General features: G+C 46.2%; 27 protein-coding genes, 1 tRNA gene and 1 pseudogene. 19 read left to right on the forward strand and 10 right to left on the reverse strand.

The window, feature by feature from the left end; genetic code table 11:
- Positions 1 to 165: 165 nt before the first annotated feature.
- The gene (locus tag ACUTVW_RS04585; RefSeq protein WP_445644682.1) at positions 166 to 1,020 is read right to left on the reverse strand and encodes an SDR family NAD(P)-dependent oxidoreductase; all 855 of its coding nucleotides are present in this window, start codon (positions 1,018 to 1,020) and stop codon (positions 166 to 168) included.
- A 198-nt stretch (positions 1,021 to 1,218) separates the two neighbouring features.
- Here ACUTVW_RS04585 and ACUTVW_RS04590 point away from each other — a divergent pair, with 198 nt between their 5' ends.
- The 4 genes from ACUTVW_RS04590 (at position 1,219) to ACUTVW_RS04605 (ending at position 5,183) form a co-directional block, all read left to right on the forward strand.
- Positions 1,219 to 1,653 (forward strand): MerR family transcriptional regulator, encoded by a 435-nt coding sequence (locus tag ACUTVW_RS04590; protein ID WP_445644683.1) that lies wholly within the window; start codon positions 1,219 to 1,221, stop codon positions 1,651 to 1,653.
- A gap of 52 nt (positions 1,654 to 1,705) precedes the next feature.
- Positions 1,706 to 2,608, forward strand: a complete 903-nt coding sequence (locus ACUTVW_RS04595) for a LysR family transcriptional regulator (protein WP_445644684.1) — start codon at positions 1,706 to 1,708, stop codon at positions 2,606 to 2,608.
- A gap of 46 nt (positions 2,609 to 2,654) precedes the next feature.
- The gene (locus ACUTVW_RS04600; RefSeq protein ID WP_445644685.1) at positions 2,655 to 3,389 is read left to right on the forward strand and encodes a spermidine synthase; all 735 of its coding nucleotides are present in this window, start codon (positions 2,655 to 2,657) and stop codon (positions 3,387 to 3,389) included.
- 168 nt (positions 3,390 to 3,557) lie between these two features.
- Positions 3,558 to 5,183 carry a sensor domain-containing diguanylate cyclase gene (locus ACUTVW_RS04605; RefSeq protein WP_445644686.1) on the forward strand — a complete coding sequence of 542 codons (1,626 nt, stop codon included), beginning with the start codon at positions 3,558 to 3,560 and terminating at the stop codon, positions 5,181 to 5,183.
- A gap of 64 nt (positions 5,184 to 5,247) precedes the next feature.
- On the opposite strand, the gene ACUTVW_RS04610 is transcribed toward ACUTVW_RS04605, so the two are convergent.
- Positions 5,248 to 6,240, reverse strand: coding sequence for a Gfo/Idh/MocA family oxidoreductase (locus tag ACUTVW_RS04610; RefSeq protein ID WP_445644687.1), 993 nt, complete (start codon positions 6,238 to 6,240; stop codon positions 5,248 to 5,250).
- Between the two features lie 227 nt (positions 6,241 to 6,467).
- Here ACUTVW_RS04610 and ACUTVW_RS04615 point away from each other — a divergent pair.
- Positions 6,468 to 6,552, forward strand: a tRNA-Leu gene (locus ACUTVW_RS04615).
- A gap of 164 nt (positions 6,553 to 6,716) precedes the next feature.
- On the opposite strand, the gene ACUTVW_RS04620 is transcribed toward ACUTVW_RS04615, so the two are convergent.
- A complete protein-coding gene (locus ACUTVW_RS04620; protein ID WP_445644688.1) occupies positions 6,717 to 6,908 on the reverse strand; it encodes a hypothetical protein in 192 nt (63 codons plus the stop codon).
- Positions 6,909 to 7,051: 143 nt separating this feature from the next.
- Positions 7,052 to 7,648: a helix-turn-helix domain-containing protein gene (locus ACUTVW_RS04625; RefSeq protein WP_145329283.1), complete on the reverse strand. Its 597-nt coding sequence runs from the start codon at positions 7,646 to 7,648 to the stop codon at positions 7,052 to 7,054.
- A gap of 446 nt (positions 7,649 to 8,094) precedes the next feature.
- On the opposite strand from ACUTVW_RS04625, the pseudogene ACUTVW_RS04630 reads away from it, so the two are divergent.
- From ACUTVW_RS04630 to ACUTVW_RS04685, 12 genes and pseudogenes are all read left to right on the forward strand, one after another.
- Positions 8,095 to 8,487, forward strand: a pseudogene (locus ACUTVW_RS04630) (phage holin family protein); the annotation flags it as partial.
- Between the two features lie 312 nt (positions 8,488 to 8,799).
- Positions 8,800 to 9,087, forward strand: coding sequence for a Dabb family protein (locus ACUTVW_RS04635; RefSeq protein WP_445644689.1), 288 nt, complete (start codon positions 8,800 to 8,802; stop codon positions 9,085 to 9,087).
- A gap of 174 nt (positions 9,088 to 9,261) precedes the next feature.
- Positions 9,262 to 9,717 (forward strand): DUF86 domain-containing protein, encoded by a 456-nt coding sequence (locus ACUTVW_RS04640; protein WP_445644690.1) that lies wholly within the window; start codon positions 9,262 to 9,264, stop codon positions 9,715 to 9,717.
- A gap of 17 nt (positions 9,718 to 9,734) precedes the next feature.
- Positions 9,735 to 10,637, forward strand: coding sequence for a DUF4261 domain-containing protein (locus ACUTVW_RS04645; RefSeq protein WP_445644691.1), 903 nt, complete (start codon positions 9,735 to 9,737; stop codon positions 10,635 to 10,637).
- 183 nt (positions 10,638 to 10,820) lie between these two features.
- Positions 10,821 to 11,276 carry a YtxH domain-containing protein gene (locus tag ACUTVW_RS04650; RefSeq protein WP_445644692.1) on the forward strand — a complete coding sequence of 152 codons (456 nt, stop codon included), beginning with the start codon at positions 10,821 to 10,823 and terminating at the stop codon, positions 11,274 to 11,276.
- Between the two features lie 224 nt (positions 11,277 to 11,500).
- Positions 11,501 to 12,313 (forward strand): glutamate racemase, encoded by an 813-nt coding sequence (racE, locus tag ACUTVW_RS04655; protein WP_445644693.1) that lies wholly within the window; start codon positions 11,501 to 11,503, stop codon positions 12,311 to 12,313.
- Between the two features lie 267 nt (positions 12,314 to 12,580).
- Positions 12,581 to 13,819: a M14 family metallopeptidase gene (locus tag ACUTVW_RS04660; protein WP_445644977.1), complete on the forward strand. Its 1,239-nt coding sequence runs from the start codon at positions 12,581 to 12,583 to the stop codon at positions 13,817 to 13,819.
- Between the two features lie 101 nt (positions 13,820 to 13,920).
- On the forward strand, positions 13,921 to 14,178 hold the full coding sequence (locus ACUTVW_RS04665; protein WP_445644694.1) for a hypothetical protein: 258 nt from the start codon (positions 13,921 to 13,923) through the stop codon (positions 14,176 to 14,178).
- Between the two features lie 144 nt (positions 14,179 to 14,322).
- Positions 14,323 to 14,625 (forward strand): heme biosynthesis protein HemY, encoded by a 303-nt coding sequence (locus ACUTVW_RS04670; RefSeq protein ID WP_090920458.1) that lies wholly within the window; start codon positions 14,323 to 14,325, stop codon positions 14,623 to 14,625.
- Positions 14,626 to 14,646: 21 nt separating this feature from the next.
- On the forward strand, positions 14,647 to 14,868 hold the full coding sequence (locus ACUTVW_RS04675) for a DUF1450 domain-containing protein (RefSeq protein ID WP_090920463.1): 222 nt from the start codon (positions 14,647 to 14,649) through the stop codon (positions 14,866 to 14,868).
- An 80-nt stretch (positions 14,869 to 14,948) separates the two neighbouring features.
- Entirely contained in the window at positions 14,949 to 15,230 is a 282-nt protein-coding gene (locus ACUTVW_RS04680; protein ID WP_445644695.1) for a hypothetical protein, read from the forward strand.
- Positions 15,231 to 15,363: 133 nt separating this feature from the next.
- Entirely contained in the window at positions 15,364 to 16,194 is an 831-nt protein-coding gene (locus ACUTVW_RS04685) for an aldo/keto reductase (RefSeq protein WP_445644696.1), read from the forward strand.
- Positions 16,195 to 16,601: 407 nt separating this feature from the next.
- Here the strand turns inward: ACUTVW_RS04685 and ACUTVW_RS04690 are convergent, their stop codons facing one another.
- The 4 genes from ACUTVW_RS04690 to ACUTVW_RS04705 all read right to left on the reverse strand — a co-directional run bounded on the left by ACUTVW_RS04690 (position 16,602) and on the right by ACUTVW_RS04705 (position 21,417).
- Positions 16,602 to 17,336 carry a DsbA family oxidoreductase gene (locus ACUTVW_RS04690; RefSeq protein WP_445644697.1) on the reverse strand — a complete coding sequence of 245 codons (735 nt, stop codon included), beginning with the start codon at positions 17,334 to 17,336 and terminating at the stop codon, positions 16,602 to 16,604.
- Between the two features lie 78 nt (positions 17,337 to 17,414).
- Positions 17,415 to 17,846 (reverse strand): cytidine deaminase, encoded by a 432-nt coding sequence (locus ACUTVW_RS04695; RefSeq protein ID WP_445644698.1) that lies wholly within the window; start codon positions 17,844 to 17,846, stop codon positions 17,415 to 17,417.
- A gap of 64 nt (positions 17,847 to 17,910) precedes the next feature.
- Positions 17,911 to 19,974 carry an LTA synthase family protein gene (locus tag ACUTVW_RS04700; RefSeq protein WP_445644699.1) on the reverse strand — a complete coding sequence of 688 codons (2,064 nt, stop codon included), beginning with the start codon at positions 19,972 to 19,974 and terminating at the stop codon, positions 17,911 to 17,913.
- A 291-nt stretch (positions 19,975 to 20,265) separates the two neighbouring features.
- Positions 20,266 to 21,417, reverse strand: coding sequence for a THUMP domain-containing class I SAM-dependent RNA methyltransferase (locus ACUTVW_RS04705; RefSeq protein WP_445644700.1), 1,152 nt, complete (start codon positions 21,415 to 21,417; stop codon positions 20,266 to 20,268).
- Positions 21,418 to 21,663: 246 nt separating this feature from the next.
- On the opposite strand from ACUTVW_RS04705, the gene ACUTVW_RS04710 reads away from it, so the two are divergent.
- Positions 21,664 to 22,290 carry an O-methyltransferase gene (locus ACUTVW_RS04710; protein WP_445644978.1) on the forward strand — a complete coding sequence of 209 codons (627 nt, stop codon included), beginning with the start codon at positions 21,664 to 21,666 and terminating at the stop codon, positions 22,288 to 22,290.
- Between the two features lie 185 nt (positions 22,291 to 22,475).
- On the opposite strand, the gene ACUTVW_RS04715 is transcribed toward ACUTVW_RS04710, so the two are convergent.
- Positions 22,476 to 23,687 carry an asparaginase gene (locus ACUTVW_RS04715; protein WP_445644701.1) on the reverse strand — a complete coding sequence of 404 codons (1,212 nt, stop codon included), beginning with the start codon at positions 23,685 to 23,687 and terminating at the stop codon, positions 22,476 to 22,478.
- Between the two features lie 415 nt (positions 23,688 to 24,102).
- Between ACUTVW_RS04715 and ACUTVW_RS04720 the strand changes: the two genes are divergently transcribed.
- Positions 24,103 to 25,311: a cytochrome P450 gene (locus ACUTVW_RS04720; protein ID WP_445644702.1), complete on the forward strand. Its 1,209-nt coding sequence runs from the start codon at positions 24,103 to 24,105 to the stop codon at positions 25,309 to 25,311.
- Between the two features lie 58 nt (positions 25,312 to 25,369).
- On the opposite strand, the gene ACUTVW_RS04725 is transcribed toward ACUTVW_RS04720, so the two are convergent.
- Positions 25,370 to 26,575, reverse strand: coding sequence for an MFS transporter (locus tag ACUTVW_RS04725; protein WP_445644979.1), 1,206 nt, complete (start codon positions 26,573 to 26,575; stop codon positions 25,370 to 25,372).
- Between the last annotated feature and the right edge of the window lie 169 nt (positions 26,576 to 26,744).

Here is a 26,744-nt window from a genome sequence, read left to right on the forward strand (position 1 = left end):
TTCTCACTATGCTTACACCTATGAAAGCAGGCTTGGAAAATATGAAGGACAAAGATAAAAAAGAAACAAAAATAAAAAAACAAAAGACTCGACCTTATTCGGTCAAGTCTGGAATTAGATCTCTTTAGGACAGAGATCGGAGATCGGCAAATTTCAAAAATGATATTAGGTACTCAGATAATGATGCTTGTAGATTTCATCTACCCGTCGAAGCACAGTAGCGCCCTGCTCGCCAAAACGAAGGCGGGTGGTTTTGTTGTTAACTAGAAACGTACCGGATTCATGTCGGACTGTCCCGATGGCTGCCTCATGAAGCAGGGATGCGCCACGACTCGGATGAGCAAAAAATAGTTTCATCACGGGTCTGATATAAAAGGGCAAACCGGATGCCTTATCGCTTTTCAGCGTATTGTTACCGCCCGGATCTACACTAAGAAGCCGAATACCATCTGCCATGGCAGTGGGAGCAGCCTCTTGAGTCCACAACGATAGGGCGAGTTTGGATGCTGCATACGGGCCGAACAGCTTCTTAAACGAGGTGGGTCGTTCCAGCATGTTACGGTCAAACGTTCTCATCATGCCAAAAGCAGTTGTGGAAGTGTTCACCACCGTTTTCAACTGCCCGTGGCGAAGCAGATCGTAAAGCTCCCGGTAAATGATATAAGGAACCACAGTTTGAAGTTCAAAGTGCAGCTCATGCCCCTGATCCGAATATTGAAGGGTGGATGCGCTGCCTCCCGCATTGTTGAACAGGACGTCGATTGCATTCGTCTGTAAACGAACCTGCTCAAGCGCAGAACGAAGGCTGCTATAATTCGTCAGATTAGCTTGAACAGATATTAACTGCCTCGAGCTTAACGCAGCCTCGATTTCGGTATCATCTACAGGAAAAGGGGAGCGATTAAGGCCGATGATCTGCCATTGTTCTGTTAGAAGTTTTCGTGTAAGCTCCAGACCAATTCCTGAGGTGGAGCCTGTAATTACGGCTGTGCGAAGCGGGTTAGCGTGGTTCATCATCATAACCTCCAAATGGTTTCATGTCATGTCAGAATCAATCGGTATGCCTGAATAGATCAGTTGATTTTGCCGATTCATCTGCAGGAGAGGTTATTCTACAAGTTGGAGCTGACTCCAAGTCAAGGGGGAGAATTTTGGCTTGACTTGGAGTCAGCTCCAAGTTATATGATAGAGAGAGCTATGTATACGGGAGGGGTAAGGATGAGTGCTCCAACTATGTTCTCCATTCACGAGACATCAGAACGGTCGGGATTATCCAAAGATACCATTCGTTATTATGAGAAGATTGGTTTGCTTCCCCGCGCGGAGCGAAAAGCTAGTAGTCATCGTGTCTATTCCGAGCAAGATATCCAGACGATGAGTCTGATCACATGTATGAAGAAAACAGGTATGTCTCTGGAGGAAATGAAGCCGTTTCTAAGGATGTCACTCGAATCGGATTTGAACGATTTCCCGGAAGAACGGGAGATGCTGATTAATTATCAGAAAAAGGTAGAGGAACAGATTGCCTCCATGCAACAGGTCGTGGATTTTATTCAGGAGAAGCTTGAAAAGCGCAGCATGTTTCCTGAAAATTTTCCGATTACAGGAGAGCATTTGCTGACGGGACTAACCAAAAAGAACACATTTTCATGAGGGAATGTGAGCTGTGCGGTTTACCATGGATGAGAAAAAAAGGGGATACGTCATGACATTACAACAGCTTAAATACGTAATAGAGGTTGCCACGCACGGCTCGATGAACGAAGCTGCCAAACGGCTTTTTATCTCTCAGCCCAGCTTGTCTAACGCGATTCGTGATCTGGAGAAGACGCTTCGCATTACCATTTTTGAACGTACAAATAAAGGTATTACCCTCTCCAAAGAAGGGGTCGAGTTCCTAAGTTATGCGCGTCAGGTCGTGGAGCAGGCTGAACTGTTGGAGAATCGGTATCTGAATGCCAAGCCGTCTCCGCAGCATTTTTCGGTATCCACCCAGCACTACGCATTTGCGGTGAATGCATTCGTACGGCTTGTTCAGCAGCATGGTCAGGATGAATATGAACTGGCCCTGCGCGAGACCAAAACGTATGAGATCATTCAGGATGTGAAAAGTCTTCGCAGTGAGATCGGCATTCTCTATCTAAATGAGTTCAACGCCAAAGTCATCAACAAATTGTTGAAGGATGCGGGTCTTGTGTTTACAAGCCTGTTTACAGCGAAACCCCATATCTTCATCAGTGTTAACAATCCTCTCGCCAAGCAGGAGTCTGTCGCCATCGAGCAGCTTCAAGATTATCCTTACCTGTCCTTTGACCAAGGAGAGTATAATTCGTTTCATTTTTCGGAAGAGATTCTAAGTACACTATCACATCCCAAAAGCATTCAGGTGAACGACCGGGCAACGTTATTTAATCTGCTTATTGGTCTGAACGGGTATACCATATCGACAGGGGTGCTTAGCGCCGATCTGAACGGCAACGAGATCATACCGGTTCCGCTCGAATGCGAGGAATCGATTAATGTAGGGTGGATTAGTCATAAAAGTACGTCTCTTTCCAATCTTGGCGTTGCTTATGTACAGGCATTACACGAGGCCATTGGCCTGTAATACTGATTGTACAGGTTCGTTTTATTTACCCGAAGGGAGCAGGAAGTTGAGAGTATTATACCGGAATAAAAGTGAACAGCATGAGTTGACTGTATATGAGACCAAAAGGCTTTATGGGGAGAAGGGGCACTTCCGTGTATTACAGTTCTCGAATGATGCGGTTCAGGGTGCAATGGATCTGGAAGAGCCTTCGAGAATTGTACTGGAGTATCCGCGGGCTATGTTACATCTGATGGAACAAAATGATCCGCATTTCAATCATGTATTCGTGGTGGGGCAGGGCATTGGTACAATTCCTGCATATCTGTCAGATCGACAAGTCAAGGTGGCGGAGCTGGACGCGGAGGTTGTGGAAATAAGCCAACACTTTTTCGGATATAAAAGCTCATCGGTGTTGGTTGGTGATGGCCGAGAGCTGTTGGAACGGGAGCAGGCAGGAACATATGATTACATCGTTATTGATGCATTTACAGCAACGGGAACGCCGGAACAGTTTACGAACCGTTCTTTTTTTAGCATGGTGAAAGACAAGCTGGATGCAAATGGTGCAGTGCTGCTTAATGTGTTCGGACGCTCAGGCAACGACAAACTTGTGAATGCAATCTTTACAACGCTTGGAACAGCGTTCCCTTATATACGTGCTTTTGCGCTCCCGGCAGAGCCAAATGTTGTCCAGAATCGTATTCTGATGGGCAGCCATCGTCCGATTGATGTTCGGGTACGGCTTATGGCAGGTTTTGTGGAAGAAAATCTGGAAGAAGGCCATATCATTGAAGGGTAAGCAAACGAAGTGAGATTAGCGTCTTCCCCCTGTAGGCATGAATTTGTCATGAATTCGTCAATCCCATAAATAAATGTTAAGATACTTCGTTCTCTTCATTGTTTCTTAACAACTTTATTATATGATGGTACAGGTATGCCTTTTTATGAAAATCCGGGGGAAGCAAACATGATTGCAAATAAAATATGTTCCAGATTACGCAGAAAAGTCAAGAAATTCAAAAAGGTTAGTCTTACTGCATTACTTGGTGGGTTCGTTACAATCTCTGTCCTGATGACACTTACAATTATGGTGATTACTTCGTATACCACCCAGAAACAAACTCTTATTAACAATACCCTTACCGTTAACTATGCAAGTGCGGTACAGATGAGTCAAACGCTAAACTCACTATTTGAATCGATGCAAAAAAGTTTAAAGTACGGTGCGGCGCATTTTAAAGATGTCGATTACAATGACAAGGAGAAACTTAATACTACGCTCGATTTGATCCATAATAGCAGTGATTATTTTAATGCTATAGTACTGGCTGACAAGACAGGGCTTGTACTATCGATGTCACCTTATTCTCAGGTCAGTGTTGGTAAACACGTTAGCTCCGAAGCGGCCAAAACAGCGATTAAATCAAGAACCTCATACATATCGGATGCCTATTTGACTCCGCGAACGAAGCGCAGAATTGTTTTTCTCAGTGAACCGATTGTTGATCCGGAGGGGGAATTCAAAGGCATGATTAGTGGAAGTATATATTTGCAGGAAAATAATATACTCGATTTGTCATTTGGAAGTCAACTGAAGACCAGCAATGGAACGTACTTTTTTATTGTTGACCATAAGGGGACTTTGCTTTTTCATCCCAATGTCAACCGGATCGGAAGAGATATAAGTGAAAACACAGTGGTTCAGAAACTGATAAAAAATCAGACAGGACAAGAGCAATATACGAATCTGGATGGGGTTAATACGCTTGCAGGGTATTACAAAGTTCCAGCAACCAACTGGGGAGTTGTTATCGTATCCCCGACTCAAGTTGTCTATGATCAGTTAAATCGCCAGATCGGACTATTGCTGCTATACATAGCAGTACCATTTATATTGTTGACTCTGATTGTGTTAAGAGTTGCTCGCAAACTCGTGCATCCATTTGTATTTCTGGCTGATCTTGTGCAGCAAGTGGACAAAGGGCGAGTGGAGCTGCCTGTTGTGAAACCGCATTGGAACAGGGAAGCAGATCTGCTCACACGAACGATGCTTGGAGCAATGGCAAGTTTTAGAAACAAGACAGATCAGCTGGTATATGATGCGAGAACCGACGTGTTGACCGGTTTGAATAACCGTAGAACCTTTGAAGAGGTGATCCAGGAATGGATTCAAGATGAGAATCTGTTTGCCATCATTGTTCTCGATATAGACCGCTTTAAGTTGATTAATGATACTTACGGTCATTCTGCTGGGGACGAGGTGTTAAAACAGATCGCCAAGCTAATTCAGATATCTGTAAGATCTGAGGATATTTGTTTCCGATTTGGCGGGGAAGAGTTTGTTGTTTTGCTGCGGAATTACGATTCGAAGATGGCTTATGAGACAGCTGAGCGAATTCGGATTTCGGTTGAAGAAAGTGTACTGGCTGTTGACCGATCGGTTACGATCTCGGCCGGTATAGCAGAGTTTCCAATGCATTCCCGTTCGGAATCCGAACTGTTCCATCTGGCCGATAATGCGTTATATCTGGCAAAAGAAGAAGGACGCAATCGAACCGTTGTCATTCAGACGGTGGAAAAAGCAGAAGAGTAGCACAGAAAAACAGAAACAGACCCTTATGAACAGGGTCTGTTTCTGTTTTTTTTATCTATTTGTTTCAAATGAATGATGACAAGATTCGGTCACATAAAGCCATGGTGCCAACATTGTCGCGAGCACTGGAGAGCGGAACGGTACCCGTCTGACAACAGGCCATAAAGTGTTTCATTTCGCCTACGAAACCACGCAAATAAAGATCCCTGTATGCACCGGACATTGGCGTGCCAGAAGGCGTATATACCGCATCGTGTTCCTCAAGAGACTTCCAGGGAAGCTGATCTCCTTGCCGGGATTTATGTACCGTGAGTTTATTGATTTCATCGGCTAGTGCAAATCCGTGTTCAAAGGTAACCAACACACTTTCGCTCTCTCGTGACCATGCACTCATACCTGTAAAATAAGCACTGCCCGTCACACCATGATCAAAAATGAGGGAGATGCTCTGGTTAATATATTTTCCATCTCGTACGGTGGTTCCGGTTACTTGTATGGCTTCCCCAAACAGATAACGCATCAGATCGACCATATGTATAGCAGCCAGCTTGATAAACTGTTCTTCATTTTCGCAAAAAGGAGTGCTGTCTACGGCAAATTTCATCTGGAACGAACGTACTTTACCTAGTGTTCCCCCATCAATGATTGTTTTGAGTTTCTGATAGATCGGAGCATAGCGTTTCATAAAACCGACCATGACTATAACACCGGCCTGATCTGCTGCTTCAGCTACCTTTGTGGCTTCTTCTGCATTCCAGCCGAGTGGTTTGTCCACATAGACGTTGTGACCGGCCTCAATCACGTCCAGAGCAAGTCTGGTTTGATCTGCAGGCTGGGCAACCACGACGACTCCATCGCACGCTTCCTGCTCCAACATCTGAGGGGCGTGGTCATAGGCTTGACCTGAACTGCCGAATTGCAGCAGAGCGGCCTGAGAACGTTCGAGATTCCGTGTGGCTACAGCCTGGATGGTTGCACCTGCCTCGATCGCTGCAGGGTAAATATTCGTCGAGGCATGGAAGCCGGCTCCAATAAAGCATAGTTTTGAATTCTGCAAATGAAAGGCTCCTTCCTGTCCCTAGTTACATTCGTTATCAATGTGAGGATTTCTATTCTATAACATAAGCAGTTGGGGTCTGAGAAAAAAGGACATATGTCCCTAAAGACAGGGTGGAAAAAGTTGTTGCATTATAAAATTGGAACATGTATACTCTGAATTACGGAAAAACAAGGAATTGTTTCACCGGTTATGCTTTTCATTGATGATGAGAAGATACATATTATGCGGTCGTGGCGGAATTGGCAGACGCGCACGGTTCAGGTCCGTGTGGGCTAACCCCCCGTGGAGGTTCGAGTCCTCTCGACCGCATCAAAAAAGAAAAAAGGTTTGTACTTGCCTTGTAGGCACGGTACAAGCCTTTTTTTCATTTCTCTTTTCATTTCTCTTTTCTTTGAGCTAGAGAGAGATGAGAAGAACGCGGGGCTTTTCGTTACCTATAACATAGGGACTTCACATGACGGCTTTTTATGATATTAACGCTCCTGAACACGACTGTTCCATATAGTGGTGGTCAGCAAACCGCACAGTATGCCAGCCAAGCCGCACATGGTAACGCAGAGCATCAACGGAAGGGGGGCAAAACGGAATAGAAAAGCAATCCCGCTGCCAAAGGTGGTCCCTGCAAGAAAGCCGAGGGAGATCCCCAGATGTTTCGATGACTTCATTTCGTTCACCTGCTTCCAAGATGAATGTGACGGTTTCATTTTGTGGTATTTACAGGTAAATTATGCATGAACCAAAACGTATGCATCTAAAAAAGGCTCTGGCCCCGATCAGGGAGCGCAGAGCCTTTTGGCTGTTCGCTATGTTAGTGATTACGACGATCTTTAAGAATGACATCTGCGAACAGAATGGTCTTCGGGATGCGGAAAAATTGTTCCGCTTGTTCCTGAAACGCGGCAGAAGGCAGCGTTCCCTGATGCAGCCATTTGCGGAAAGTGCCGGGATGAACCCCGATCCAGTGGCTGACATCTGTCACCGACAAATCATGGACCATACATAAGCCAGTCAAAATACGGTTACTCACCGGAGAGCGGGTTACCGTCCGCTTCATGAAGCGGGAAGGCTCAGGTTGACAGATCACAGGACTATTGCGCACAACCTCTTCATTAAAAAGAATATGTCGCGGGTAGCCAAGCAACTGACAAGTCTTGTCCAGATTGGTACTGCCGGGTATTCGCCCTTCATACACCCACGCGCTTACACTGCGTGAGGAGATCGAGAGGTCTTCAGCGAGCTGAGACAATTTAATATCATTGGCCATCAGCACGGCAAGAAGAACGCGATTGCGGATTTGACAGCGTGTCGGTTTGCGGAACCGTTTAACACGGACACCTTTTCCCAAATATTTACGGTTGATCAGAGACCACGCCTGGATGGAATGTTGTTCTGGTTGATTAGGCATATTTCCTCCGATTTTTTTAACCAAATACTACAATAAATAAAGGGGTACTTTCAAGTGCCGCATTTACTGGTTTCAAAACCGCTTGTGCGTCATTCTACATGAAAGAGGGAACTATGAACTAGACCTCTAGCTATTCGCATCCTAGTATATTCCTAGATTACAATGATTCACTAAAAAAGATGGAATGAATTGTACGGGATTACAAATTATTTAGTTCTAATCACCTATTCTTAGGTCTTTAGAACTTTTGTGTTGTTTTTGCTGATATTATGCTGTTTGTGCCCCTGAGTCCCTAATATATTTACGGTTCTATTCATAACAGGCCAGCGTAAAAGTGCACAAATCTGAAATAATAAATCCGCATGTTCAGCAAGGCAGTTGAACTGTCACAATCTCTCATTCTTACATATATTGTAGGGTACTCAAACCAGGATAACAAGGGAGAGGTGAGGAACGTGAGCCCAGCGGTGAGTTCGGTTACTGCTATATCGGGAGCGGTTGTAACGTTCGCTTTTGGCGGGTGGGATCAGCTGCTTAGTTTGCTTGCTATCGCTATGGCTATTGATTATATTACAGGTTTGGCGGCCGCTGTGAGAACGGGAACGGGATTGAACAGCAATATTGGCTTTTGGGGACTTGCGCGTAAAGGGCTAATGCTTACCGTTGTTCTGCTGGCTCACCGCATTGATCTGATTATGGGAACCGATATTATCAAGGGAGGGGCTATTTATTTTTACTTGGTGAATGAATTAATCTCGATAACGGAGAACTATGCCAAAATTGGACTGCCATTACCCGACAAGCTCAGACAGGCTATCATGGTGCTCAAGAAACAGGAGGAAAAGAACATTCTGCTAGATAAGGAGTGGACTATATCTCAGCAGACTTCCGGCAGTCAGGCTTCCGTAAAAGAAGATACTCAAACAAATCAAGATGTTCAAACTGTGCAGGACAAGGATAAGAAGGCAGAGAATGGGGAAGTCTCCTCTGATCAGCAGTCGGAACCACCGAAGGGTTAGTCAGATTCACTACCATTGTTCAGGAAACGCATACAAGCATCCTTTCGTAATAGACGGTGATATGATATATTTTGGATACACGAAACATAACAAATGGTTCTAATCATTAATTCAAACGAGGTGTTTACCCAAATGATTAAGCATATTGTCCTGTTCAAAATGAAAGATCGTTCCACAGAAAGTATTGAGGCTGCTGCTCAGGTTCTGCGTAATCTGGAAGGCAAAATTGATGTTCTGATTTCACTTGAGGTAGGTATCGATGTACTGCGTTCGGACAGGTCGTTCGACATTTCACTGACGGCGGAGTTTGCTTCGCTGGAAGATCTTCAGGCGTATCAGGTTCACCCGCTCCATCAAGACGTTATCAAGTACATGAACGAAGTCAGAGAACAGTCCATTGCTGTAGATTATGTGATCTGAGGATTTAATCATTCTATTCTGGATTTGAAGGGGAATCTTCATGAGCGATTTAAGAGACGTTATGGAATTTCTATATATTTTTGTTGTGTTTCTGATCGCTTGCCCTGTCATGATCTTCTGGCTTAAGCGCAGAGGAAAACGAGATCGATAACTCACCGAACGGGAAGTGAATGAATGTATTATGTGAACAGGGAACAGATCGCCCGCCGGCTTGACGCGGTACCTGAAGTAGCCGAAGGGCTCAGGCAAGCTGTAAAGGCTTGGGATAGTGGTCTGGTGTTAGGGATGGTACAGGAACGTTGCTTGCATCTTGCCATCGAGATTGTGACCGATGTGGGGAGTTATCTCATTGACGGCTTCATTATGAGAGATGCAAGTAGTTATGATGATATTATTCAAATTAACTATGAAGAGCATGTGTTCGATGAATCTACCTATGAGGTATTGCGTCAACTCGTCACTTTGCGAAAACCTCTTGTGCAAGATTATTACAGCTGGCAGCGGCCTGTATTGCATCCATTAAGCGTTACCTTGCCGGATATATTGGAAAAGTTCTCCGGCCAGGTAAGCGTTTATGTGGAAAAAGAACTTGGTCCTTTCCAGGGAAATGAAGGCCAAGGGACAGAGTAAGGAATGAGGGAAGCCGTATGGAGAAAGATTCAAAAGAGATAGATCAAGGAAACCGTGAAAGTGGAGAGACTTCTTCTGGTTTTCACCCCGTGTATATGGTGGAGTTCTTGTTCAACGAACAGCCGGATGTGAATAATCATGTGTTACAGGAGGCGCTCATCAACCGGACGGGACAAGGACGACTTGATGTAAAACAGGGAGATAAGGAACAAGGAGCGAAGGAGATGCTGGTGTTCTACCATATGGAGCACAAGGTTGCCTTCCAGGAAGGCAGTATTCCGGCTCAAACTTGTTTTCTTCCCGCACATGAGATTGTGGAACGGACACGTTTTGCAGGGGCTTTGCAGCAAGCCTGGCATTGGCCTGAAGCGGGACAAGCTGTTGAATCGGCTCGTTACTCCATTCGTATTCATGATATGTTTACTGCGGCTATGCCGCGTAAGCAACGTCTGAATTTGTTTCAAGAAACTGTCTTAGCTGTATTGGATGCACTGAAGTGTGATGCGCTTTACTGGTACGGCAGTGACAAGTTGGTTGAACCTGCTGCTTATATTCAAGCCCAGGAACGGGAAGAGCATCTGTACGCAGCGATGAATGTGCGCATGTATCAAGCAGGGGGGACGGAAGAACAGCCGGAACTGGTCATGGATACCGTAGGTTTATCCGCGCTTGGCGTGCCTGATGTGCAATGTCACTTTACTGGACTTGACCCCGATACGGTGGCTCAGACACTGCTGGGTGCCGCTTATTACATATTTGATCAGGGAGATGTGCTGCAGGATGGTCAGACTTTGGGTTCGTCGGGTGGACGGCGCTGGCGCTGCGAGCATCAGGCTGCTCTGATCGCACCAGGACGCTATGTCGTAGATCTGAATCCAGGGGAAGAACACACGGTGTCTAAGCCGCAGACGGTTCAGTAAAACAGAATGACAGTGGGCGACTTACACCAGAGCAGCCTTTGTTCAGATTTTTTTAATCAGGAGTGTCAGGTCAAGCCCATCATGCTTATAATGCATCAACAGAGTAGGCATTGGCCCAGATGAGCAACCTATATGGTTGATTCATAAACCGATGTCTAATCCAAACAAAGGGAGAGATGAGTCATGAAAGATTCGAACAAAAGCTTGTTGTGGGGTGCTTTGATCGGCTCGGTTGTTGGTTCGGTCACGGCATTGCTGCTTGCGCCAAAATCAGGACGTGAACTGCGTCAGGATATCTCCGATGGTGCTCGTCAGGTATCGGACAAAGGTCAGGAATTGGCCGTGAAAGTTGGGGAGCAAAGCTCACAGATCGTATCCAAAGTGAAGGAAACGGCGGATGTGGTCATTAAGGATATTCAGTCCTGGCGTTGTTCATCGGATGGCAAGGAAATTCGGATTTCCGGCGCAATCGCGGAAACAGACAAAGCAGAAGTGCAGATTCAAGTTCAGCCTGAGATCCAGGTTCAGGATCAAGCGCAGGAGGTAGTACAAAATCAAGGCCTGAAATTGGAAACAAAAGAGCAAGGTTCGGAGAGCGTGGCAAAGCTTTCTGCGGATGAATCCAAAGACGCGAAGTAAGAAGTTGTGGTACCAGCAGGCTTTCCCCGTTCCGGTGGAAAGCCTGCTTTGTTGTGTGTCTATGCGTTGCATGCTAACAGGGTTTATGTACTTGAATTTGAACACGGCGATGAAATCGGGTAAGATGTAGGTACCTTTTTGCCGGAAATTTCATAGGGTAGGTAGAAAGCTTTTTGATATGTGGTTATCAGAATGAATTTAATGAAGAAGGAAGCGGTGTGTTCGTGCAGCAAGCTATTGCTATATTAGACTCCGGTGTAGGGGGATTGACCGTTGCGAAGGAAGTAATGCGTCAGCTCCCGCGGGAAAAGATCATTTATTTTGGGGACACTGCCCGGACACCGTACGGACCCCGTTCGTCCGAACAAGTGAAACAATTTACGGAGCAAATCGTTGATTTTTTGATCCAGTTTAATCCGAAAGTTATCGTTATCGCCTGCAATACAGCGACAGCCGCCGCACTGGAGTATATCCGGGCTAAGGTGAATGTGCCTGTCATCGGGGTGATCCATCCTGGAGCAAGGGCAGCCATTATGGCGACCCGTACCGGTCGAATTGGTGTAATTGGCACTGTAGGCACGATTGGAAGCGGTGCTTACACGTCGGCGCTCAAGCAGCTGTCACCATATGTAGATGTGGTCAGTCAGGCTTGTCCCACTCTGGTGCCCCTGGTGGAGCAAGGTGAATTTCGTTCCGAACATACAACACATACGGTGGATCAAGCGCTCGAAGATATTAAAGGACAGCCCATTGACTGCCTGATTCTCGGCTGCACTCATTATCCGTTTCTGATGGATACGATTCAGGATGTCATGGGGCAAGAAGTGAAGCTCATCAGCTCAGCCGATGAGACAGCGAGGGAAATCAGTACGATCTTATATGATAAACGCAAGTTGGCAAGCGGAGATGAAACGCCTGTTCATCAATTTTTCTGTACAGGTGATCCGCGTATGTTCCAGAATATCACCAAGCTGTGGCTGGGAGAACAAATTTCCAAGACACCTGTCGTTTGGCAAGTCACACAGCTGTCGGAATAATCGTAATTATTTTATTGGTCAAAAGGATGAAGCAGCATTTCTGTTTCGAATATTGCTTCGGTGCCCGAACCTGTACAGGTTCGGGTTTTTCATATTTCTCTGCTTGGGTGCAGCTGTGTTTAACTCGGGTAGCCAGATTGATCTATATGCAGAAGTCTGCGAATGATGTCACATGACGGACAACCGGGTTCGCATACGATAAGACAGACACGTCTAGGCGATAACCAAGCGCAGGAAGAATTGGATCCTGTGGAAGGGAGAGACAACATGGAACTACAGTGGATTATCGTGAAAGCAGGAGATACACTGCCGAGGATAGCTTCGGCATATCGAATGACCAAGGAGCTGTTATGTGCGTTGAATCCTGAAGCTACGTCGCAGCCTTATCTGCTTGCGGGTCAGATGCTGCGTGTGTTGCCTGGAACTGGACGCAGATATGCTGTACCCCCGGGAGAAACGGTACAGGAAACGTCGCGGCGTTTCGGAATAACGGAAGACCAGCTTCGTTTAAGTAATCCGGAGATTGCTAAGGAGAAGGATTGGGGCGGCAGCTGTATTCATATTCCGCTGAATGATGGAGAATCTATCGTGAACATCGAAGGTGAATATGGGTATCGTGAATTGATAAGGGACATACAGCGATTGGAATTGCGTTATTCCTGTGTTGAATCGGGGGTAATCGGTACAAGTGTGATGGGAAAAAAACTGCCTTATGTGCGGATTGGGCAAGGGGCGCGACATATTCATGTAAACGCATCGGTTCATGCCAATGAGTGGCTGACCTCTCCTGTTCTGATGAGGTTTATCGAGGAGTATGCTGAGGCATATAACTCACATTCACTTTGGCACACCTTTGATCCGCAGCGATGGATGCAAGAAACAACCTTATGGGCCGTGCCTATGGTGAACCCGGATGGTGTAGAATTAGTTCAGGAAGGTGTAGTAAATCATCATGCCTACGCTTCGGAATTACTGGCTTGGAATGGTAGCCGTTCGCACTTTACACACTGGAAGGCTAACATCAGGGGGGTAGATCTCAACGACCAGTTTCCTGCATATTGGGAAGAAGAGGTTGCGCGCAGAGGCGTTTATTCTCCCGGCCCACGGGACTACGCCGGTACGGCTCCACTGACTGAACCTGAGGCGCAAGCACTTGCGGAGTGGACGCAGGAGCATGCTTTTGCTGCGGTTGTATCTCTCCATAGTCAAGGTCAAGAGATTTATTGGAATTACCGGGATCTGGAGCCGAGAGAGAGTGCGCCACTGTCGCGCAAACTTGCCAAAGCATCGGGGTATAAAGCTGTAAAGCTGGGTGGTAGTGATGCTGGATATAAGGATTGGTTCATTCAAACGTTTGGCAGACCAGGATTTACGGTAGAGGTGGGTTCGGGAGTGAATCCGCTACCTGTGGAGCAATTTGATGACATTTGTGTGGAAGTGGGTATGCTACTGGCAGAACTGTTATCCCATGGGGAACGGGAAGGTGGAGCCCAGGGTCAGGCGTGAAACGAATCTGAAATTCAAACGTATAACTGGAACGGACGCTGGAGCGGCGTTCGTTTTTTAATTTTTTTGATCATAGTGCAGTCATAAAAGGGGGTCATACGATGAAGTGGAGAAGATTGATGTCGTTTCAGCGGTGGGTTCATGTGTTCAAGAGACTTCCGCGTCTGCTCAAGGCCCCGCAGATTCCTTTGGGCGAAAAGCTGTTGTTTATTATTCCGGCGCTTCTTTACTGGATGCTTCCTGATGTAATGCCATTTATGCCGATTGATGATATCGGGGTTACCTTGATACTGATGAACTGGTTTGTAAGCCGTGCTGAACGTAAATATCCTGTGTTGGTGGAAAGCGCAACATCTTGAGGTCGTGTCTAAAATATGACTTCACGTTGTTTTCGCATCAATGTTATTGCGATTAGCTGTAACTTTCTTTACAATAGATGCTGGAGTTTAAAACGTATGCTGAAATTGTTGGAACCAGCAATGATAATATAGGAGATGAATCGAATGAACTGCAAAATCACTCGTAACGCAGCAAAAGTGTTGAAGCTTGAACTGGACAAGCCGGAGAACGAAGGTAAACTATTGCGTGTAGTGATTACACATGCACACGGAGACCACGCGCATTACGGACTTGATCTGGACACGCCAGGAGATAATGACACCGTGGTATCTACGGACAAAGGTATTGACGTTATTTTGGAAAACGGACAACCTATGCTGGATGGCGTGAAAATTGATTACCTCTACTTGCCGCAAGAAGGGTTTGTCATTACAAATCCGTCCAAAGGCAACCACGGCGACCACTAAGGGAGCGAAGAAGGGGAACTCATGGCTAACGATATCCGCGTATGCGAAAAATGTAATCATATCCGATTGAAGTCGATTGTGCCCAAGCTGGAGAAGATGGCGCCAGGCACAGAGATTAAAATTGGTTGTAAATCTTATTGCGGCCCGTGTGCAAAGCGCGCTTTTGTTTTTATTAATGGCCGGTATATCAGTGCTCCTACAGAAGAAGAGGTACTGACGAAAGTTTCGAAGTTCATTAAGTGACTTTGGAAAAAAGAATAAGGGCGGCTTGGTTAACCCATGCTAACAGGGTAACAGGAATATGATTCCGAGGAGGAGTACTCATGCCCAAGCGTTATGATTCCAGTTTGCAAGCCGGTACAACTGTATCTCAGGCGCAAAATGCGGTGAACAAGCTTCATTATGCTGTTTCTCAAGCCATGTCCCACCCGAATCTGCAGACGATTGTACAGGCAGAGCAACGGCTCGCACATACCGAGCAGGCCATGAGGCAAGCGGAGTTGTCTCTAGGAGGACAAGGCTTCGAATTGGCACAGGAAATGTTCATTGAGGAGAAGAAGAGATTAAATTCGATCCAGAATCAGCACAGGCAAGAGGGGAAATAAACGGTTTCTGTTACATCTGAACCTGTAGGCAAACATTGCCTGCAGGTTTTTTTGGTTTAATCTAACGCGCTTAAAATTCTGTCAGAAGGTTAATAGACCAAGAGCAGGCAAAAATCAATACGGGAGGTACAGGATGACCAAACATATTACAGATTGTACAATTCTGAACAACGGAGTGACAATGCCATGGCTTGGAATCGGGACGTATAAGGCTAAGGGTAAAGAAGTGCAACAGGCGGTAGAAACCGCTTTGGAAGTGGGGTATCGAAGTATCGATACCGCATCGATTTATGGCAATGAGGAAGAAGTGGGACAAGCCATTGCGAGCAGCGGCGTAGCCCGTAACGAGTTGTTTGTAACGACCAAACTCTGGAACGATGATCAAGGTTATGATTCGACACTTAGAGCTTTTGAAGCCAGCCAGAAGGCGCTGGGGTTAAATGTCATCGATTTATATTTAATTCATTGGCCTGGCCGTGACCAGTATAAAGAGACGTGGAGAGCGTTTGAGCGTCTCTATAGCGAAGGAAGTGTGCGCGCGATCGGTGTGAGTAACTTTCAAGTGCATCATCTGCGCGATCTTATAGATGAAGGTGGTACTGTGCCTGCGGTGAATCAGGTGGAGTTACATCCGGGTCTGATCCAGCAGGAACTGCAGGATTTCTGCGGAGCACAGGGGATTCAACTGGAGGCGTGGAGTCCCATCATGAAAGGGAAGTTGAATCAGGAATCTACCCTGAAGGGACTGGCTCAGAAGTATGGCAAAACACCGGCTCAGATTATTCTGCGCTGGGATATCCAGAATCAGATTGTGACAATTCCCAAATCGGTAACACCTGAGCGGATTCGCGAGAATGCGGATATCTTTGATTTTGAACTGACCCCGGATGAGCTGAGACAGATTGATGCACTCGATGCGGACAAACGGACGGGACCGCACCCGGATCAACTATTTTGGGATTAAGGGCGAAGCTGATTTTCCAGTTAAACAAGTATGGACGTTGGAGTAAGCTTCAAGGATGAATCGTTCTTTCCAACACTGCGCTTCTACAGAATCGATTTCGTCCTTTCCGCAGCAACGTTTCATTGAAGAGATACTAGGAAAATGATCTTCGGAAGGCGAAGGGCAGTGACAAAACGGAGGGCTTCGCTTCTCCGTTTTGTTCTGATTTTGTAACTTTTCTGATATGAAGAGGAAGGCAACAGGTGATGAATGAATAAATTATGGATAAACAAAAATGAGCACTGAAGGCCACTAAAAAGTTTAAAGGTAATTCAAAAGTGCTGAAAGGTACATTGAAGCCGCTTTTCTAACGGCATTAAAAAAGCAGCAAGGTCATGAGCATAGCCATGATCCTGCTGCTTTTTATGTTAGTTGGACGGTTTGTTTTGCGGAACCTCACAGCCTTCATCTGTGCATACACCGTTACCATCTGCTGCGGAATCATCAGATTCAACAATGGTGAACGGGGAGCGATCATCCCATGCTTTTTGCAGGGCATCGAGGAATACATCATCAGGTTGTGCGCCCGAAATGGCAAATTTGCGATCCAGCACGAAGAATGGAACACCTCGGATGCCGAGCTGTGCACCTTCTGCCTGATCGGCACGTACGTTCTCTGTAAATTGGTCGCTGGACAGAACAGAAGCCGCGGCTTCACGATCCAGGCCAACTTCCTGAGCAAGATCAGCCAGCACTTGATGGTCACCGGTATGTTTGCCTTCAATAAAAATGGCTTGGAACAAGCGTTCACTCAGTTCAAGTGCTTTGCCCTGAGTGTCTGCCCAGTGCGTCAAACGGTGAGCAGAAAAGGAGTTCGTTATAACCATTGCATCAATGTTATATTCGAGACCTGCTGTACGAGCATTGGCATTCATCTGTGCATTCATGCCTCGAGCTTGCTCTTCACTGATGTTGTATTTGGAAGAAAGATACTCACTGTTCGTTTTGCCGCTGTTCACTTCTGCATTAGGATCCAATTCAAAACTTTTGAACTGCAATTTCACTTCATCCCGGTGAGGGAATTTCTCTAGTACATTTTCAAGACGGCGTTTACCAATATAACAGAAAGGGCACATGAAATCGGACCATATTTCAATATTCATTGCTTTAAAACCTCCATTTAATTCTCAATTGAAACTTTTATAGTTACAATTATAAAGAAACTTTCGAAAATTCGCAAGTTAATCGTGTTTATTTGGATAAGCCTTTGACCAATGGTTGGGTTGAAGCTCATTTAATGTTTTGAAAATAAGTTGTCCAGATGGATCGTAAACTGCTGCTTTGACTTCCTCACCCCAGTAAAAGAGGCGTTCCTGACAGATTCCGCATGGCGTTAGCACTTTAAATGCTGTATTTTCGTCATCGCGGGCGATACAGAGAGAGTGGGTGACGCGCTCATTTAATTTGTGGGCTTCCAGATAAGCTCCGGTTTCCATGCATAGATGTACAGCATCATTGATCACCTCGGGAGCCACGCTAATGAGGAGAGAGCCAGCGTCCGTGAATACGGCGCCTGCCCCGCCCCATCCTTGAGGATAACGCTGTTGTACAAACTCGGCAGCGGCATCAAACAGTTTTTGTTCGATATCGTGTGAATGGGTGCTGGATGACATGTAATGATGTTCCCCTTTTTGTATGGAATTCGGATCTCCATTCATTCAAATATTCTTTTTCTAATCATGGAGTCGAGATTTGTTCAGGTGCACTTGCTGTATTTTCCTCACGGAATTGACGAATCAGATCGTAGGTAATCAGTGTATCGGAAATATGCAGACGCTTGGAGGCTGTCTCAAAACCGGCTTTGCAGGCATTGATGTCGGTCTTTTTGTGAGTAGACAGATCATAACAGGTTCCATTTGCGTATATGTGATCATCCGACGGAATAAAGAACGTCTTGCCATCTGTAAAAGAACCATTACGCAGCACGACCATGCGTTCCGAGCCATCGTACACGTTGTTTCCCATATGATAATAGGATTCATCGGATATCCCGAGCAAATGTAGCACGGATGGTGTGATATCCAGCTGCCCCGAAGGTTTTTCCAATGTACCTGCTTCAGCTCCATCCGGCAGATGAACCAGTAGTGGAACTTCGTTCATGATCTGTGTCATATCAAGGTCGTTCAGTGGACGTTTCAAAAACTTCTCATATTGTTCTTTATCCTTAATGGAACTGTCATGGTCCCCATAGAACATAAAGATTGTATTTTCCCATAAGCCCCGATTTTTCAGATCCTCCACCATACCACCTAGCGCAGCATCCACATAATGAACCGATTGCAGGTAGTTTCCGAACATGGTACCTTCGAACTCACCTACATCCAGCTGCTGTTTATCTTTAGGAATGGAGGAGTATGGGTGGTGGCTGCTAAGTGTGATGAGGAATGAATAAAATGGCTCCTTCACCTCGCTGCTCATTTTCTCTACGGACTGCCGGAAAAAAGAAACATCGGACAAAGACCAGCCAAGCGGGTCATCTTCCACAAAATCATTTTTGCTGTAGAACTTGTCATACTTCATATTCTGATACATCGTATAGCGGTTCCAGAAGCCGCTCTCATAAGCATGAAATACGTTGGTGTTATAACCCTGATCCTTCAAGATGGAAGGCAGCGAGTCATACGAATGATCCGCATAACGCACAAACGCCGATCCTACCGGAAGGGGATGTAAAGAAATGTTGGCGCCAAAATCAGCATCCGACGTTCTGCCTTGACCGGTCTGATGGTAAAAGTGACTGTAATACTGGCTTTCTTTCATTAATTCATTAAAATGTGGTGTGATTTCTTGTCCGCCAATGCTTTGTCCGATCATGAAATTCATAAAGGCTTCACCCTGCACGATAATAACATTGCTGTCTTTGTATTTTCCAAATAAGGCCTGATTGTGCTGCGCCGCATTCGACTGCCGCCGATCTGCAAAATAAGCTTGAACCTGCTTGATATCGGCTGCATCGGCCTCGGGGCCGGAACCAACATGATCTTTGACATAGGAGTACACATCGTAGCCGTGAAAAGCGAGTAAACCGGTTACGTTGTACATGGATACATTCCACCAATTGTTCTCAAACAGCCCTTTGGCCCAGGTTTTGCTGTAATAATAGATCGGGCCAGCGCCAAGGCCGAGTCCCAGCACGAGAGCTGTGAAGCCTGCAAACAGGCGGCGGCGAAGACGTTTTTTACGAGCGCTCGAAGAAGTAAAGGAAGTGGAGGAGTATCCTTCATCCCCCCCATAACCACCGTCATAACTGCTTGTGTACATACCTGATGGTTGAGCTGAGCGATAACGTCTGCTGAACAGTAACATCACTGCAAATGGAATCACGATTAGTACATCGGCAAAAAACCAGAAATCACTCGCATAAATCAAAGTAGCGATGCTGTCCCCAAGTGCATCAACCTGTCGTGCCTGTAACAGCACTGGTACAGTCAGGAAGTCCTGAAAGTAGCGATAATAGACCATATCAGCATAGATAAGCGCAGTAAGAACCAGATGAAGAATGGCAAGTGCTACGATCATACCTCTACGTGGAAGCCACCAGACCCAGAAGGACAGAAGCAGCAAGGAGCCGATAGCAATGACTTTGTCGAGCAGTCCCATCGTGATGTTATAGGCGTGCAAGTTGTGATGCAAGAGCATCAGTTTAAGTAGAATAAGTAAGGTGAAAATAACATACAACGTCAGTGGATGACGCAGAAGCCCGCGCGTTTCGGAACTTCGCTTAGGCGGTGTGACAACCATAGTGTTTCCCCCTTGTTATTGAGTAGCAATTCATGCCAGAGATTAGGTTGCATTACATATCTTTATTTGTTTTTTGTTAACGGAATGTAAAACAGGGCTTCATATATTATAGCGTGACCGCTTGGTATTTCAACCATGCTCGTCATATCGGTCTGCCGTATACGTCTGAGCGTTCCAAAGAGGCAAAGTGAAGTTGATTAGATTAGTGGTATCAAGCAAACAAAAAAATGAAAAAACGCAAAAAAAACGCCCTTACCATAGAGGTCAGAGCGTTCCTATGCAATACGTTTATTAAACTTGCGGTGTCTTGTTACGCGGTGGCAATGGGCCCAAGTACTGATAATACTGGGTTTCAATCCGTCCATTGAACAGCTTGCGGCGCTTGTCCGCTTTGTGCCCGAAATACTCTTCGAATGTCTTGGTGGAGGTGATCGCAAAAAACGACCATGTCGGCATCTCCAGATAACTGCGGCCGAGGGAACGAAGCAGCTTCTGTACTTCTTTTTCTTCACTCAGACGTTCGCCATAAGGCGGGTTGGTAATAATGACTCCATACTCTCCTTGAGGTCTAGCCCGGTGAGCTGGCAGTACGCTAACTTCGATATCTTTGGCAAAACCTGCACTTTTGATCGCCGCTTGCGCAACTTCAATTGCCTCGGGATCAATGTCGCTGCCTGAAATTTGCAGAGGCACATCGTCACGCACAGCATCGAATGCTTCCTCGCGCGCTTGTTCCCACAGTTCAGCAGGAATCACATCCCAATTCTCAGAGTTAAACGTGCGGCGAAGCCCTGGCGCGATGTTCCAGCCGATCATTGCAGCTTCGATCAGCATGGTGCCAGAACCGCAGCATGGATCGTAAAACGGACGGGAAACGTTCCAGCGGCTGAGCTGAATCAGTGCAGCTGCCAGTGTTTCTTTCAGCGGTGCTTCTGTTACAAGTTTGCGGTATCCACGTTTGTGAAGTCCAGGCCCTGTTGTGTCCAGTGTAATAAGGGCGCGGTCATTCAGCAGAATGACTTCAACGACATAACGTGCTCCATCTTCGGGGAACCATTCGGTGTGATGTGTCAGCTTCAGCTTTTCAACAATCGCCTTTTTGACAATACCTTGTGATGCTGGCACGCTGCTTAGTTGTGATTTCTGTGATCGACCTTCCACCGGAAATTCACCGTCTGCCGGAATCCATTCTTCCCAAGGCAGTGCTTTGGTGCCCTCAAACAATTCGTCAAATGTGGTTGCGGGGAATTCCCCCATGTTGACCAGCACGCGGTCCGAACTTCTCAGCCACAGGTTACAGCGACAAATGTCAATATAATCTCCTGTGAAAAATACTCGGCCATTATCGACCCTGGCATCCTCGTATCCCAGCTGTTTCAGTTCCCGGGCAACAACAGCCTCAAGTCCCATTGCTGAGGTTGCGATCAATTGCAATCGAGCCATATAAATTCATTCAACTCCATTTCGAGCCGCAGAGGGCGTACCCTTCTGGCAGCGATATAGTAACGGTGCGGCCTTGCCGCTTTCCGTGAAAAAACTTACAATGAGTAATGCGGCTTAACCGCAAAAACTTCAATGCAGGTAATGCAGCGTTCTATAGCCTGTGTTGAATAACAAACATTCATTATAAAACATTGGCATCCATATGAAAAGCAGTCCAAGTGTCCAAGGAGGAACTTCGTGGTGAATATGACCCCTGACGAATATGTAAATCAATTATTTCAAGAGGATGAGCTCTTGTTAAAAGTAAAAGAAGCCATTCGGGTGAATGGCATGCCGGAGGTTTCGGTGGCGGCGGCTTATGGTCGTCTGCTCACCTTCCTGGCGAAAACTTCAAAGGCCGAAGCTGTGCTCGAAATCGGTGTGCTCGGCGGGTACAGCGGTATCTGCCTGGCTCGTGGTTTAAGCGAAGGGGGAAGCTTGACTTCACTTGAACTGAAAGAAGAGTACGCAGCGATGGCTCGTGCGCATCTGGAGGAAGGCGGATTTGGCGGGCGAGTCGAATACCGGATTGGGCCTGCGGCAGACAGCCTGGAGCAATTGGTACAAGAAGAGCGTACCTTTGACTTTTTCTTTATTGACGCAGATAAGGAAAATTATCCGGTTTATCTCGATTATGCGATTCGTCTTGCGCGTCCGGGTGCAGTTATCGTAGGTGACAACTGTTTCCTGCGCGGTCGAACACTTAATCCGGACAAGCAAGGGCCTGCTGTGCTTGCCGTGCGTCGCTTCAATGAACAGATGGCAAGTGACCCGCGTCTCGTCACGACTATGCTGCCAGACTATGATGGTTTAGCGCTGGCTTGGGTGAAATAGATCCATTGAACTCCGATGAAAGCTTGGTAGAGAGCCAAGTTAAATGCAAAATTACATCGCGGTGACATGCGGTTTTAATGTCTAATATTCATTATAAAGTTTGTGGGGATAGGAAAAAAGCCGAAGCGGGATGAACCTTTGCTTCGGCCTTTTTCACGTACTTCTGGCCATGATTCTTCGCTAATTTATACCTCTGGTGTGCCGTATGTTTCGAACCACTTTTTAATCGTATCAAAATCATCACTGAACGAAAGTCCAAGCATCAACAGAATCCGTGCTTGCTGTGGGCTAAGATTATCCCCGGCGATAATGCCTTTGCCTCCACCATATACGCTGCCCGATCCTGTTCGGGTTGTGGTTGCGAAAATAACCCCTTCTTCAATCGCCTTCGTACGGGCTTGACCCATTGCTCTGGAGATGCCGCCCGCTCCTGTACCGGAAGTAACGATTCCCTTCACTCCGCTCTTTACAAAGCCTTCAATTGCACCGCCACCTGCTTCTTGATAGGAGATGGCAATTTCGACTTTGGCAAGATCGGCTTTGGTGATCTTACGAAGATCAAATGCTGGCTTCGCTGTACCTTCGGGTTTCATGGCTCTCGCAGGAGCACGGTAAATTCGGATGTTTTCTTCATCGATATAACCAACAGCGCCGAGCATTGGCGTTTCAAAAGTGTCTGTCCGATAATCATTGGTCTTGGTTACACCGCGAGCAAGCTGAATAGTATCGTTGAGCATCAATACAGTGCCAAACGATTTGGTTCGGCCGCTGCCGGCCAGTTTGATGGCATTGTAGAGGTTCGCTTGAGCGTCGGAGCCAATCACCGTCCATGGTCTCATGGAGCCTGTGATGACAACGGGTTTATCGCTTTGAACCGTCATATCAAGGAAGTAGGCGATTTCCTCCATCGTATCTGTGCCTGTAGTAACCACTACGCTATCATATTGAGCTAATGCTTTATCTACCGTTTGAGACAAGTCGTACAGATCAGCCATCGAATAGGAGCCGGAACCGGAATTGCCGAATTGCAGCGTGCTTACATCCGCAATTTTTTGCTTGTCCGGCAAATCTTTGACCATGTCAGCAATGAGCAGTGTGCCTGCCTTGTAATTTTGGAAGCTGGTTGCGTCCTCGGATTGTCCCGCAATCGTTCCGCCTGTTCCGATCACAAGCACATTAGAGAGGGGAGATTGTTCGGAGGATTCCGGCACAGCCGGGATGGTGGTGTTACGTGCTGGCGTGGTCGGGGCGCTTTGAACTGTTCCTGTTGTGCCTTTTACCTCTACCGTAGCTGCTTGAGCAGCATGAGTTCCCATAGGGGAGAGAGAAAGGGTTAGTGCAGTTAGTGCGGCAGTACTCCAAACGGCCCAAGGACGAAGGTTAGAATGTTTTTTCATGCTGACACGCTCCTTTAAGTGAGTTTTGTGTGAGGTAATGTTATTTTTTTGTGTATGTAGATTAAAAATATTTTATTTTGTGTTAGTTAATATGACAAATATAGATTTCAATAGAGATAACGGTTACATTCATAGGATTATAGAGTTAAATGGCTATTTTATAAGGTGAATGACTAAATTTAAGTTGTTTTATCTTAATAAATAAATAATAAAAGTGAACTTTATATATTTATATGAAATGTTTGTGTAATTAAATATTACATAAACTTATTTGACAAAGATAAGGTGGTTAGGACCAGGAGATGGGCCGCGAGGCTTATTTGCGTTATTTTATTGGAATCTCCATCCAGTTGTGTGTATAATGAATAAGAGTTTATATGTAAATAAATATATATTATTGATTGGAGGAAACACGATGAAACAAGCGCCCCGAAAATATGCCAATTATATTCCTATTCGGGAATTGCACAGCAAGGAGCAACAACTATTTCCCTTCCAGGTGTATGCAGAACTTCGTGAGAACACTCCAGTCCGATATGATGAGCATCGTGAATGCTGGGATGTATTTCGATATGAGGACGTGCAGTATATTTTGAAAAATCCAAAACTGTTTTCTTCCGAGCGTAATCGCGCGGGCTCCAGCATGTTAACGACAGATCCTCCGAAGCACAAACAGCTTCGTGATCTGGTCAACCAAGCGTTTACCCCCAAGGCGATTGAAGCTCTGGCGCCACGTATTCAGGAGATCACGGATGAGCTGCTGGCTCCGCATTTACCTGATGGAAAGATGAACCTGATTGATGACCTCGCAACACCACTGCCTGTCATCGTTATTGCTGAGCTGATTGGGGTTCCGGCTACAGATCGCCATGAATTCAAGCATTGGTCAGATGTACTTGTGAAAGGCGCGCGAGATGACAGTGAAGAGGCGTTTCAGGAGTTGGCCAAAGAGAAACAGCAGAACATGCAGGAGTTATATGCCTATTTCACAGACATTATGGAGCAGCGCCGTATAGAGCCGCAGGACGATCTGATCTCCTTGCTACTCGCTGCGGAGATTGAGGGTCAGAAGCTGACGGAGGAAGAAGTGGTTAATTTCTGTATTCTTTTGCTGGCCGCAGGGAATGAGACAACAACCAATCTGATCGCTAACGCAGTACGTATCCTCTCGGAGCAACCCGAATTGCAGAAGGAGTTGTGTGAGCATCCGGATCGGGTCGCGAGTGCTGTAGAAGAAACGCTGCGTTTTTATCCGCCGATTGTGGCGATTGGACGTGTTGCGAGGGAGACCGTGGAACTAAGAGGCAAGACCATTAAGGCAGGTGAACAGGTGATCTCCTGGGTGGGGGCTGCCAATCGTGACAGTTCACAGTTCGAACGTGCAGATGAGTTTGTATCCGATCGTAAGCCGAACCGACATATGGGATTTGGATTTGGTATTCATTTCTGCCTGGGTGCACCGCTGGCGCGATTGGAAGCCAGGGTTGTGCTGCACACATTGCTTCAGCGTATGGAACAGATACAGTTAGTACTTGATCCTGAAAGCTCGTTAGAGCCAATCCAAAGCGCATTTGTCTTTGGTGTGAAGGAATATCCGATTCAATTCCAGGAACGACACATATAAAAGAAAGCCGCTCTCAGTCCAGAAATGGCACTGAAGCGGCTTTTTGTTTCGTTAAGGGTCAGGATTCATTTAGACGAACAGGCTTTTTGTACAATTTGAACCGCACCCAAACCATATTGAGCAGTAACAGGCCACCGGATACGATAAAGAGGCCCTCGATGCCGATGAAACCAGCCATAAATCCACCGATGATTGCGCCAAGCATGTTGCCTAGCGCCAGTGTACTTGTGTTAAAGCTGAATGCCCGGCTAATCATGTTGTCGGGTGAGTACCCGCGAATTAATGCATTTACACTCGGGAGCAGTCCGCCCATAAATATGCCCATGACAAAACGGACAAGGATGAGTTGCCATACCGTTTGAACAAAAGCCTGAGGTATAAGCATAATTCCGGTTCCGATCAGTGAAAAGGTGAGCACCCGGTGTGAACCGATCCGGTCGCTGAGTTTTCCGAGCACAGGTGACATCGCCATATTGGATAGACCCGTGACAGCGCCGACCATACCAGCCCAGAATGCAACATTCACTTGAGTTCCATGCAGTTTCTCTACATAAATAGGCAAGAGTGACATTGGACTGATCATCGCGAATTGCAGCAGGAACGTCACCGCAAACAGTGCAGGTAGCTGAGGTGATTTAGTGAGTTCTTTCAAACCGGATAATACGGATTGGTCGGGTAGCTTTGCGGCTTCTTGACGGTCGAATTTCTCCCGTACCAGGAACATTGCCAGCATGGAAGCTGTGAAGATAAGTCCACCTGTAATATAGAAAATGGGACGGAAGCCCACCGCATCTGCAAGCAATCCACCAATGAGCGGACCCAGAATTGTGCCCGCTACCTGACCGGACTGGCTAATACCCATGGCAAAACCCATGCGATCCTTCGGTGTTGTGCCTGAGATCAGGGCAACAGCCGCCGGATTGAAGCCGGAGATCGTTCCGTTAAGCAGACGCAAGAAGAGGAGTTGCCAAGGATTTTGCACAAAACCCATCAAGGCAATGACAATAGCCATCCCAAATCCGGAGCGAAGCAACATAATTTTTCGTCCGTATTTATCCGACAGCTTGCCCCAAAGCGGCTGAAATAAAAATGAGGTGAGGAAATTGGCTGCAAAAATAAATCCGGCCCAAATACCAATTTCATGCTCTCCTACAACGCCTAGATCTCTGGCAAGAAATAGAGATAAAAAAGGCGTAATCATCGTCATTCCTGCATTGACGAGGAATTGTCCGAACCAAAGCACAATGAGATTAACTTTCCACATTTTCAAAGTGCTTTCACTTCCTTTCAAAGATTTTTCTGTAACTCTCAAAAAAACCGATTCTTTCATTATATCATAAATGGCATATAGAGAGGGGCATGACGAATGGAATAGATTAGGGTGTAACGAATGTCATAGTATTGTCACTTGGAACACATCCCCATAAGGTTGT

It is taken from the genome of Paenibacillus sp. TSA_86.1 (assembly GCF_052691815.1).